Raw genomic sequence first — 11,718 nt, forward strand, 5'->3', positions numbered from 1 at the left:
GTGGGGCGATGGGGTAGGTTTTATTGCAGCGGCAGGGTGTCGACGTTGACCGCGGGCGCGCTGCCCGTCGCGGGACGGTTGAAGGTCTGGTTGAGCGGCACGTAGTCGCTGAAGAAGCCGCCGTTACGCAGGTAGAAGCGGCCGTTGCGCAAGCCGCCGGCATAGTCCAGGCGCTGGCCGTTGACGGCGGTGGCGTCGCCGGTGAAGCGCGCAGAGGTGATTTCGCTCCAGGCGCCGTCCGTGCCGCGCGCCCACTGGTTGCCGTGCTCGGACAGCCGGCCCAGGTAGCCCTTGGTATCGATGAAGTTCTCGAGGAAGGAATACACACCGGCGTGCCAGGTGGTCGTGGCCGGGCGCTTCCAGGTGGCGATGTAGCGCCAGGTGCCGAGTTCCGGCGCGAAGAACCAGGCCGAGAAATCGGTGGCGCCGGCGCCGTCCGGGCGCACGCGGGTGAGGAAGCGGTAGGTGCTCCCCGCCGCCCAGTTGTAGACCAGGTAGGTCTGGCCGCCGGTGCCTTCGCCGCCGAAGGCGTTGTCGACCACCCCGGCGCCCTTGCCCACCAGCGTGGTCTTGGCGCCGTTGTCGGCGTCCCACACCGAGAACAGCACCCAGCGCTCGGAGGGCGACTTCACCTGGATGCCGACATAGCCGCCATTGAAGCCGTTGGCCATGTAGTAGGAGCCGATCGCATCCTGCCCGGCCGGCACCGTGACTTCGCTGTAGAAGTACTCGGTGTTGGCGGGTACGGTGTAGCCCAGGTGGACCGATGGGCCGCGGCGCGACCAGTAGTAGTTGGCCGGGTCGTTGGCGTAATTGAGGCTGGAAGCCGTCGTCACCTTGATGCCGGAAACCTCGCCGAAGTAGGCGCCGTCCTTGCCGACGCCTTGCAGGTCGATCCGGATGTAGCCGGCCGGCAGGCTGAGCGTGCCAACGGCATAGGTCTTCTTCGGCCCCTTGCTCAGCCTGACCTCGAAGGGCGTACCGTTGACCGTCACCCGCACCGTGCTCGACTTGCCGCCCGCCAGGCTCGCATCCAGCCCGATGGTGGCAGCGCCGGCCTGCGCCATACGGAACCAGGCGCTGCTCACGGTCGATGCGCTGGTCCAGTTGGCCAGGCCGTTGGCCGTGATGGTCTCGGTCGCGCCGGCGCCGGCCGTGGTGACGAAGGCATTGCCCGGCAAGGCCACGGTGGCAGGCGACTGGGCGGCGGCAATGGCGGCACTGGCGCCGAGCAGGATGAGGGTGGCAGCGCGCAAGATCGGCAACATCGGTTTCATCTGGTTCTCCTGGTTGGGGTGGAACAGCGTGGAATCAGTAACGGTCGTCGAATCCGAAGATCGGCTTGCGGGTGCGCCAGGCCCCGTTGGTGAAGTCCGGGAAGTCGAGCGTCTGGAAGCCGAGCGCGATCGACTGCTCGGACAGCGGCGTGATCGCGCTCCAGGTGATGGCGTCGTAGATATCGATCGGCATCGGCGCGTTCGCCTTCAGCGCTTCCACGAAGGCGTGGATCACGAAGAAGTCCATGCCTCCGTGGCCGGCCCCGGCGGCCTGCTGGCCGTGCTTGCGCCACAGCGGGTGGTCGTATTTCTCGAACCAGGTCTTGGCCTCGTCCCATTCGTGCGGCTTGCTGACGCCCTCGATGTGCACCGAGCGGTTCAGGTCCATCCACAGCCCGCGCGTGCCCTGCACGCGGAAGCCCAGCGAATACGGGCGCGGCAGCGAGGTGTCGTGCTGCAGGATGATGGTCTCGCCGTTGTCGCAGGCCAGCGTGGTGGTGACGATGTCGCCCAGGCTGAAGCGGGTCTTGGCGTTCGGATGGTCCTTGCCGCCCTGGCGCACCACGTAGTCGTGCAGGCCGGCGGCCTTGCTGGCGAAGGCATTGATGCGGGTGAAGCGGTTGCCGCGGTTGATGTTGGTGTACATCGCGCAGGGACCGATGCCGTGGCTCGGATACAGCTCGCCGTTGCGGCGCACCGAGTGCTCGGTGCGCCAGCGCGCCTCGGACCAGCCCTTGGCCCCGAACTCGACGCCGCCGCCGTAGGGCTTGGCCGGATCGCCGCTGTTGAACTTCACGGCGCGCAGGTCGTGCTGGTAACCGCCCTGCAGGTGCACCAGATCGCCGAACAGGCCGGAGCGCACCATGCGCAGCACCGCCAGCACGTCGCGCCGGTAGCACACGTTCTCGAGCAGCATGTAAGGCGTGTTGGTCCTGAGCTGGGTGGCCAGCACGTCCCAGTGGTCCTGCAGGCTCACCCCGGCCACCACCTCGCAGCCCACCGGCACCTTGGCTTCCATGGCGTCGATCGCCATCCGGGCATGCCATTCCCAAGGGGTGGCGATGATCACGCCATCCAGCTTGCCGGCGTCCAGCATGCGGCGGTATGCCTGCTGGTCGCCGTCCGCGCCGAAGGTGGCCGGGCGCGCGCGGCCGGCCTTGGTGACCATCTCGACCGCGCGGCCGAGCATGATCGGCTCGATGTCGCACAGCGCGGCCACCTCGACGTCGTCGCGCCGCACCAGTTCGCGCAGCAGCACCTGGCCGCGCATGCCGGTGCCGATCATGCCGAGGCGCAGGCGCTGGCGGCCTGCCCCGGCGGCGCCGGGAATGGCGCCGGCGGCCAGGGCGCTGCCCGCCAGTGCAGGACCGAAGGAGAGAAAATTGCGTCGTTTCATAGGCTGTTTCCGTTCTTTTTTCAGGTCGAAGGATGCAAGAAGCCCTCCCCGTCCGGAGAGGGGCTCTGTCACTGCAAGGTAATGGGAAGCTCTAGCGCAGCTTGAGCGTGGCGCCTTCCGTGCCGATCAGGGCGGCATTGGCCCAGTTGCCGCAGGTTCCGGACGACTTGTCGCCCAGGGTGCGCAGGCTGAGTTGCTTCAGGCCGCGCACGTCGATCTCGGGCTTGACCACCGCCGGCGCCGTGACCAGGCCGCTGTCGTAGAGCAGGCGTTCGCCGCTCCAGACCTGGAAGCGCATGCTGCCGCCTTTGCCCACACTGCGGCAGCTGTCGTCCACGCCCAGGTCGGCGCGCAGCAGGCGCCAGTTGCCGCCGAGTTGAAGGTCGAGCCGGCTGGAAGGTCCGGCGCCGATGCCCTTGTTGAAGCGCAGGCCGTTCATGCGCATCTCGCTGGCCTTGCCGGCGGGCTTGTCGCGCCCAAAGCTTTTCGGCAGCGGCAGTTCGCTCAGGTAGCGCCGCAGCTCAGTTCCTTCCGGCGCCCGGTACTCGAGCACGCGGAATTCGGACAGCGTGATCGGCGCGACCTCGAGCGGCGCGGAGGCATCGACGGCGCGCGCCGGGGCGGAACCGTCCACGGCCGTGACCATCGGGTCGGTGGCCGCCGCGCCGCTGCCGTCCGGGTTCTGGGTGCTGAGCACGCGGAAGCGCAGCAGGCGTCCGGCGGTGGCCGGGAAAGCGATCGCCTGCATGTCCTGCGACAGCGCCAGGCGGCCGCGCTGCACCGGAGCGCCCCACTCGCCATTGCTGTCGGCGACGTAGATCTCGTAATCGCGCACCTGGCCGTGCTTCCAGTTCTTGTCGCTGCGCGGGGCGATCTCGATGCCGTCCACCAGGCGGCGCTCCGTAAAACCGATCACCCACTCGTGGGCGCCGCTCTTGACCGCCTGGCTGCGCACGCTGCGGAACCAGGTCTCGGGCTTGCCGTCCAACGCGTTTTCGAGCGGATGGCCCGGCTCTTCGGCAGGACGGTTCACGACCACCATGGCGTCCGCCGGCAGGGCCCGGCCCGGCACCGGTGCGGCCGGGAAGGCGTCGTCGGCGGCCGGGCGGGCGATGCCCTGCAGCGTGAAGGCCAGCGGCTGGCGGATGTCCTGCGGCGGGGCCTTCACGTGCATGCTGCCGAGGCGCTCGGCCGGGTCGAAGAACCAGCCGGCATCCGCGGCGTCGAAGGCGGCGCGGCTGGCCAGTTCCTTCAGCGGCGCGGCGCCCAGCAGCACCCCGGCCGGACGCCGGCGGCTCGGCAGGCGCAGGCTGACACCGCGCCGCGCTTCCTGGCCGTCGTAGCTGCCTTCGACCGGGTAAATGGTCACGTCCACCTTGCCGCCCTGTTCGCGCATGGCGATGCGCTGCCGGCTCGACGCGCCCTGCTGGTAGCGGCGCGTATTGCCGTCGTCCTCATACAAAACGTATTCGGATTCGCCCTCGGGGTAGAGGTCGAGCGTGAGCCGGTCCTTGGGCTTGTGGCCGTCGTACAGCATCTCGGGGTACATCGGGATAATGGCGCCGGCGCGCACGAATACCGGCAGCTTCTCTAACGTGACCTGCAGGTCGATGTCGCGGCCCTGGCCGTCGGCGCTGAGCTGGCGGCCATCCCAGTAATCGATCCAGCGGCCCTGCGGCAGGTGGATGCCGGTGCGCCAGCCCTGGCTGACCGCCTGGCTGCGATAGACCGGGGCGACCAGCAGGTCGCGCCCGAGCAGGAACTGGTATTTATGCGCCTCGCCCAGGGCCGCCGGGTCGCCCGGGTAGTCCCACATCAGGCCGCGCACCAGCGGCGCGCCGGTCTGCTCGGCCTCGTGCGCCAGCGTGTACATGTAGGGGGTCAGGCGCATCTTGAGCTTCAGGTAGCGCCGGTTGATGCTGCGGTAGGGTTCGTCGAACCACCACGGATGCTTGCGTGCACTCGCGGACCAGCCCGACATCCCCATCAGCACCGGCGTGAAGCTCTTCCACTGCAGGTCGCGGGTGAAGGTTTCGGGGCTGCCGCCGAAGATCGCGTCGACGTCGCCGGTGGCATAGGCCTGGCCGGACAGGCCGGAGCCGATCAGGGTCGGCACGTGCCAGCGGATGTAGTCCCAGCTGGCGCTCTGGTCGCCGGTCCAGGCCACCGCATAGCGCTGGGTTCCGGCCCAGCCCATCACGGTCCAGATGAAGGGACGGCCGTCGGAATTGTTCAGGATGCCGTCATAGGCGGCCTTGTTGGCGTCCAGCGAGAACTGGTAGCCCTTGCCGGTCCAGGCCACGTCGAGCTTCTGGGCGCGGCTGCCGGCGGTGCCGACCTCCCAGGCGATCTTGTCGACGCCGTTCTCGGTCCACAGGCCGGTACGGAAGCCGTGTTTCGCCAGGCCCTGCACGGTCTCGGGCAGCGCCGTATAGCCGCAGCCGTAGCCGTCGTTGGGCAGGATCCAGCCGCCCGGCATGTCGTGCTCGCGGTACTTGCGCGCCACGCTGTCGACCACATCAAGCGTCTTGCCGGTGGGGCCATCGCTCCAGCCGCGCGGCACCGTGCCCGGCTTCTTGACGTTGTCGCCGTCGTTGTAGCAGTCGGCGTCGCCGTATTCCAGGGCCCAGCGCGGCAGCATGCGCGCACGGCCGGTCCATTCGGTATAGCGCGCCAGCACCTCGTGCATCGACGTGCCGACGAAGTAGTAGGCGTCGAAGCGTTCTTCCGCATGCTGCAGCGTGACTTGCCCGTCTTCGCGCAGGTCGTAATTGCCGTCGGCCCAGCTGTGGCGCAGCATGCCCCAGCCGCGGGAGCTCATCAGGAAGGGCGCCGGATTCGGGCGGTCGCCCTCTTCCCAGCCGCCCGAATACGACACCGGCAGCTCGCGCCCCTTGAATTCGAAACGGCCGTTCTGCTGGCCGCCGCCGTAGAAGCGCTCGGCCTTGTCGCTGGAGAGCACCTGCACGCTGTGCTTGTCGCCCAGGTCGAGCGGCTGCAGTTCGCGCCACAGGGGCTGGGTCTCGCCGCTGCGGTAGAGGGTGAAGCGCAAGGGGGCGCGGTCGACCCGCAGCGTGAGCGCGGCGGTGCGCAGCACCAGCTGGCCGTTCTCTTCGCTGAACTGGTGTTCCACCTTGGCCGAAGCCGTGGCCACCACGATGGGCGCGGCCTTGTCGCCCGGGCCGCTCAGCTCCTTGCGTCCTGCCTGGATGCGCAGCACGTCGGCGCGCGGCAGGCTGATACGCACACGGGCACCGGAATCGGCCACGATGTCCCACGAAGGACCGTCGGCCTGGCCCGCGCTGACCGTGCGCAGCTTGCCCAGCGGGGCGGCAGCGGCCGGAAAGGCGGCCAGCAGCAGCATGGGCAGGACGAGCAGGCGATGCAGGGAAGATGGATGCTTCATGACGGCTCTTTCGGATCGTTTGGCGTTTCGATGAGGATAATGTATGAACAAAAGCAAAGCAGGTCAACAAAAAGGAAAGAAAAATTTCAAAAAAGTTCGAAAGAAGCCAAATATTCCGGAATTTACCTTTCGTTTGGCGCTTTTATCGGTATTTGAACTTTCGTTTATCGCGAAATTGATGAGCGGTCAGTGGTGAAATTGCTACGTTCTGTGACTCACATCCGATCTTCCGATCAATATAACTTTCGTTTTACTTTCGTATTTGACTTTCGCAAACTTTCTATTTATGATGGATCGCACTGAAAACTTTTTACCTTTCTTTCGATGACTACTCTTCTGCAGCGAAGCCCACAAGCATGGCGCGACATCGGCGGCCTGTACACCGCCGAGGAAATCGCCCAGCAGCCCGCGCTGTGGGGCGAACTGGCCGCCGGCCTGCGCGGCAGCCGCGCACAGGTGGAAGCCTTCCTGGGCGGATGCCTGGCCGATCCGCTGCAGCGGGTGATCCTGACCGGCGCCGGCAGCTCGGCCTATGTCGGCGAAATCGTCGCCGACGAGCTGAATGCCGCCTGGCCGGCCCAGGTGCGGGCAATCGCCACCACCACCCTGCTCACCCATCCCGAGCTCTATCTTGAACGCGGCGCACCCACCCTGCTGGTATCCTTCGCCCGCAGCGGCGACAGCCCGGAAAGCCTGGCCGCCGTCCAGCTGGTGCGCGACCTGGTGCCGGATGCGCGCCTGCTGAACATCACCTGCAACCCCGAAGGCAGGCTGGCACGCGACAGCGCCGGCGACAGCCGCGCCTTCAACCTGCTGATGCCGGCCGCCAGCTGCGACCGCGGCTTCGCCATGACCAGCAGCTTCACCTGCATGCTGCTGGCCGCGCTGGCGGTACTCGGCAAGGGCGACGGGGTCGAACGCATCGCGACCCTGGCCGGCCTGGCCCAGGATGCCATGGCGGCCTGGGAAGCCCCGGTGGCGGCATTGGCCGCTGCCGAGGCCGGCCGCGTGGTCTATCTTGGCAGCGGCCCGCTCGAAGGCCTGGCCAAGGAAAGCGCGCTCAAGCTGCTGGAACTGACGGCCGGGCGCGTGCCGGCGATGGCGAACACGCCGCTGGGCTTCCGCCATGGTCCCAAGTCGGTGCTCAACGCCGGCGCGCTGGTGCTCGTCTTCGGCAGCAGCAAGGCGCTGTCGCAACGCTACGAAGCCGACCTGGTCGACGAGCTGCGGCGCGACGGCGTGGCCGGCCGCATCGTCACCGTGGGTCCGGGCGGCGACATCGGCATCCCCGTGCCGGCGCTGCCGGATGCCTGGCTGGCGCCGCTGTGGCTGCTGGTCGCGCAGCAGCTTGCCCTGCACCAGTCGGCTGCCCTGCAGCTGCGTCCCGACAATCCCTTCGCCAGCGGCACGGTCAACCGTGTCGTCAAGGGCGTCACCATCTACCGCCATGACGAACACTGATCCACAAGGCTTCCACGGCATCGACATCGGCGGCAGCAAGATCGAGCTGGTCGCCTTCGCCGATGACGCCGGCCTGCGCGAGGTGTTCCGCGAGCGGATCGCCACGCCCGGCCACGATTTCGCGGCCTTCGTGCAGGGCGTCGCCGGCCTGGTAGGGCGCGCCGACGCGGCGCTCGGCCGCCAGGCCGCGGTCGGCGTCGGCCTGCCCGGCGTCGCCGATCCGGCCAGCGGCCGCCAGCTCAGTTCCAACGTACCTGCGCTGAACGGCCGCCTGGTCGCCCCGGCGCTGGAACAGGCGCTGGGACGCCCCGTCGTCATCGGCAACGACTGCCAGTGCTTCGCCCTGTCCGAAGCGCAGGGCGGCGCCGCCGACGGCCTGCCGACCATGTTCGGCGCCATCCTCGGCACCGGCGCCGGCGGCGGTTACTGTGCGGGCGGACGCCTGCAGCGCGGCTTCAACGGCGTGGCCGCCGAATGGGGCCACTGGTCGGTGCCGGCCCACCTGCTCGCCCAGTACGGCCTGCCGTCGATCCCCTGCCCCTGCGGACGCCAGGGCTGCTTCGAACGCTACGTGTCCGGTCCGGGCATGCGGATGCTGCACCGCCACCTCGGCGGTGATGGCGCCGAGCCGATGGTGATCGCGGCGCGTGCCAATGCCGGCGATGCGGTGGCCGCGGCGACGCTGGCCGCCCACCTCGACCTGCTGGCCCATGCCTTTTCCAGCCTGGTGCTGGGGCTCGATCCGCACGCGATCGTGCTGGGCGGCGGCCTGTCGCAGCTGCCCCATTTATACCAGCAGCTGCCGGCCGCCGTGCGGCGCCACCTGTTCCCCGGAGCGCTCGTGCCGCCGATCCTGCCGCCGCGCTTCGGCGACGCCGGCGGGGCACGCGGCGCCGCCCTGCTGGCCCGCCAACAACAACCGAACCGGAGCGCACCATGAACCAGACCCTCTCGCCCGTCCAGCAGCTCGTCAAGGCGCACCGCCGCGGCGAAGCCGTCGGCCTGTACAGCGTCTGCTGCAGCCATCCCATGGTCCTGAGCGCCGCCATGGGCGTGGCGCTGCGCTACGACACCCTGCTGCTGATCGAGGCGACCTCGAACCAGGTCGACCAGTTCGGCGGCTATACCGGCATGAACCCGGAACAGTTCCGCGACTACGTCCACCAACTGGCACGGGAGCGCGGTTTCCCGCGCGAGCGCCTGGTGCTGGGCGGCGACCACCTGGGCCCGAACGCCTGGCAAACGCGTCCCGCGCTGGAAGCCATGGCCCATGCCGAGGTGCTGGTCGCGGCCTATGCCGCCGCCGGCTTCCACAAGATCCACCTCGACTGCAGCATGCGCTGCGCCGACGACCCGGCCACCCTCGATGACGAGACGGTGGCGGCGCGCTCGGCACGCCTGGCCGCCATTGCCGACGCCGCGGCAGAGCAGGCCGGCCACCCGCCGCCGGTCTACGTGATCGGAACCGAAGTGCCGGTGCCGGGCGGCGAATCGGCCCTCGCCGATGCCGGCGCCCCGACCTCGCCACGAGCGGCCGAACGCACGCTGGAAGTGCATTGCCGCGCCTTCCTCGACGCCGGCTTGCACGCCGCCTGGCGCCGCGTGGTCGCCATGGTGGTGCAGCCCGGCGTGGACTTCGACCACAGTCACATCCAGCACTATGATGCCGCCCAGGCCGAACTGCTGTCGGCCTTCGTGGCCGGCCAGCCGGGCCTGGTGTTCGAAGCCCACTCCACCGACTACCAGCGCGAGTCGAGCCTGCACCAGATGGTGAGTGACCACTTCGCCATCCTGAAGGTCGGCCCGGCCGCCACCTTCGCCCTGCGCGAAGGCCTGCTGGCCCTGTGCCAGATCGAGGACGAACTGGTGCCGGCGGCCCGGGCCTCGCGCCTGATGGCGGTGCTGGACGAGGTCATGCTGGCCAAGCCCGAGCACTGGCGCAAGCACTACCCGGGCAGCAGCGAAGAACAGCGCCTGATGCGCCGCTACGGCCTGTCCGACCGCTGCCGCTACTACTGGAACGAGGCGCCGGTGGCGGCCGCGGTGGAGCGGTTGTGCGCCAACCTGGATGCGGTGGAGATTCCGCTGCCGCTCCTGAGCCAGCACCTGCACGAGCAGTACCTCGAGGTGCTGCAAGGCCGGCTCGGTACCGGCGCACGCGCGCTGCTGGAGCACAAGATCGGCCAGGTGCTGGCGCAATACGCAAGGGCCTGCAACCACAACGCAGCGGTGGCAGTCGATCACGCCGCATCGATCTGTTAAGCTCGCCGTTTTCGACCGCCGACCCGAGCCGCCACCATGCGAAACACCACCCAACGCCGCGAAGCCATCCTCCAGCACCTGACCCGCCAGGGTTCGGTCCACGTGACCGACCTGGTGCAGGAATTCGGCGTCTCGGCGGTGACCATCCGCAGCGACCTGAGCGCGCTCGAGGCGCAGGGACTGGCCACGCGCAGCCACGGCGGCGCCACCCTCACCCGCACCCCGCCGCCCGAGCAGTCGATCCGCCAGAAGGATGCGATCAACCAGGAGCAGAAGGACCGCATCGGCGCCCTGGCCGCCACCCTGGTACAGGAAGGCGACAACATCATCATCGACTCGGGCACCACCACGATCTCGCTGGCGCGCCACCTGCGCGAGGCGAACAACGTGACGGTGATGACGAATGGCCTGAACATCGCCTGGGAGCTGGCCGACACCGCCGGCGTGGAGCTGATCCTGACCGGGGGCCAGTTGCGCAAGCAATCCCTGTCGATCCAGGGCAGCCAGGCCGAGGCGACCCTGCAGGCCTACAACTTCGACAAGCTGTTCCTCGGCGTGGACGGCTTCGACCTGCAGTTCGGCGTCACCACCCATCACGAGGCGGAAGCGAGCCTGAACCACAAGATGGTGGAGCGGGCCAAGAAGATCATCGTGCTCACCGACGCCTCCAAGTTCGGCCGGGTCAGCCTGCACCGCATCGTGCAGCTGGACCGGGTCGATACCGTCATCACCGATGCCAGCATCGGCCCGGAATACCGCGAGGGCTTGCAGAAGCTGGGCATCGAATTACTCATAGCGGACTAAATGCTCAGCGGCAGAATCCTCACTCCCCAAGGCTGGATCACAGGCAGTATCGATTTCAGCGATCGCATCCACCGGATCATCGAGGGCCCTGCCGCCAGCGGGCACACCATCCTCCCCGGCTTCATCGACCTGCACGTCCACGGTGCGGCCGGCACCGACATCATGACAGGCGGCGAAGCAGGCGCCGTGGTGGCCCGCAGCCATGCGCGCCACGGCACCACCTCCCTGCTCGGCACCACCCTGACCGCACAGGAAGCCGGCATCCGCCATGCCCTGCACGGCCTGGCCGGCGTCATCGCCGATCGTCCCCAGGGCGGCGCGCGCATGCTCGGCGTGCACCTGGAGGGCCCCTTCCTGAACCTGGCGCGCCTCGGCGCCCAGCCGCCCGACGTGATTCCCGCCCGCCTGGAACTGGTGCGCAGCCTGCACGCCATCGCGCCCATCCGCGTGCTGACGATGGCGCCGGAAGTCGACAACAACCTTGCCTTGATCCCGCAGCTGGCGGCGCTGGGCATCCGGGTGCAGATCGGCCACAGCGCCGGCAGCTATGATGACGGCGTGGCTGCGCTGCGCGCCGGCGCCGCCGGATTCACCCACCTGTTCAACGGCATGAGCGGCCTGCATCACCGCGAACCCGGCATGGTCGGCGCGGCGCTGGCGCACGCCGAGTACGCCGAGATCATCCCCGACCTCCAGCACGTGGCCCCGGGCGCCCTGCGCGCCGCGCTGCGCGCCATCCCGCGCCTGTATGGCGTGACCGACGCCACCTCGGCCACCGGCATGCCGGACGGCGAATACGCGCTCGGCACCCAGCGCGTGTTCAAGTGCGGGAACTGCGTGCGCCTGGCCGGCGGCTCGCTGGCCGGCAGCGTGCTGACCATGGACGCGGCGCTGCGCAACTTCGTCGACCTCGGGCTCGACCTGGCGGATGCCTCGCAGCGCCTGTCGCGCTTCCCCGCCGACTACCTGGGCGAAACGGAACGCGGACGACTCGCGCCCGGCGCCTGGGCCGACATGGTCGTGCTGGACGCAGCCCTGCGCCCGGCCGCGGTCTACGTCGAAGGCGAAGCGATCGCCCTCGGCAATTAGAAAACATAAAACACTCCGGAGAC

General features: G+C 68.7%; 9 protein-coding genes. 6 read left to right on the forward strand and 3 right to left on the reverse strand.

The features are described from left to right. Positions 1-20: 20 nt before the first annotated feature. From AC56LK_RS02325 to AC56LK_RS02335, 3 genes are all read right to left on the reverse strand, one after another. Complete coding sequence (locus tag AC56LK_RS02325; RefSeq protein WP_497182944.1) at positions 21-1,277, reverse strand: DUF3472 domain-containing protein; 1,257 nt, start codon at positions 1,275-1,277, stop codon at positions 21-23. A gap of 34 nt (positions 1,278-1,311) precedes the next feature. Next, on the reverse strand, positions 1,312-2,673 hold the full coding sequence (locus AC56LK_RS02330; RefSeq protein ID WP_497182945.1) for a Gfo/Idh/MocA family protein: 1,362 nt from the start codon (positions 2,671-2,673) through the stop codon (positions 1,312-1,314). Positions 2,674-2,764: 91 nt separating this feature from the next. Further along, complete coding sequence (locus AC56LK_RS02335; RefSeq protein WP_497182946.1) at positions 2,765-6,079, reverse strand: TIM-barrel domain-containing protein; 3,315 nt, start codon at positions 6,077-6,079, stop codon at positions 2,765-2,767. A gap of 43 nt (positions 6,080-6,122) precedes the next feature. Between AC56LK_RS02335 and AC56LK_RS02340 the strand changes: the two genes are divergently transcribed. The 6 genes from AC56LK_RS02340 (at position 6,123) to AC56LK_RS02365 (ending at position 11,695) form a co-directional block, all read left to right on the forward strand. Further along, the gene (locus AC56LK_RS02340; RefSeq protein WP_497182947.1) at positions 6,123-6,275 is read left to right on the forward strand and encodes a hypothetical protein; all 153 of its coding nucleotides are present in this window, start codon (positions 6,123-6,125) and stop codon (positions 6,273-6,275) included. Between the two features lie 128 nt (positions 6,276-6,403). Continuing rightward, positions 6,404-7,540: an SIS domain-containing protein gene (locus AC56LK_RS02345; RefSeq protein ID WP_497182948.1), complete on the forward strand. Its 1,137-nt coding sequence runs from the start codon at positions 6,404-6,406 to the stop codon at positions 7,538-7,540. Next, positions 7,527-8,480: an ROK family protein gene (locus tag AC56LK_RS02350; RefSeq protein WP_497182949.1), complete on the forward strand. Its 954-nt coding sequence runs from the start codon at positions 7,527-7,529 to the stop codon at positions 8,478-8,480. Before AC56LK_RS02345 ends, AC56LK_RS02350 begins: the two co-directional genes overlap by 14 nt. Continuing rightward, positions 8,477-9,802, forward strand: a complete 1,326-nt coding sequence (locus tag AC56LK_RS02355; protein WP_497182950.1) for a D-tagatose-bisphosphate aldolase, class II, non-catalytic subunit — start codon at positions 8,477-8,479, stop codon at positions 9,800-9,802. Before AC56LK_RS02350 ends, AC56LK_RS02355 begins: the two co-directional genes overlap by 4 nt. Positions 9,803-9,838: 36 nt before the next feature. Further along, on the forward strand, positions 9,839-10,606 hold the full coding sequence (locus AC56LK_RS02360) for a DeoR family transcriptional regulator (protein WP_497182951.1): 768 nt from the start codon (positions 9,839-9,841) through the stop codon (positions 10,604-10,606). Beyond that, on the forward strand, positions 10,607-11,695 hold the full coding sequence (locus tag AC56LK_RS02365) for an N-acetylglucosamine-6-phosphate deacetylase (protein ID WP_497182952.1): 1,089 nt from the start codon (positions 10,607-10,609) through the stop codon (positions 11,693-11,695). Positions 11,696-11,718: the final 23 nt, after the last annotated feature.

The sequence above is a fragment of the Telluria sp. ZB4P36 genome, from assembly GCF_059685865.1.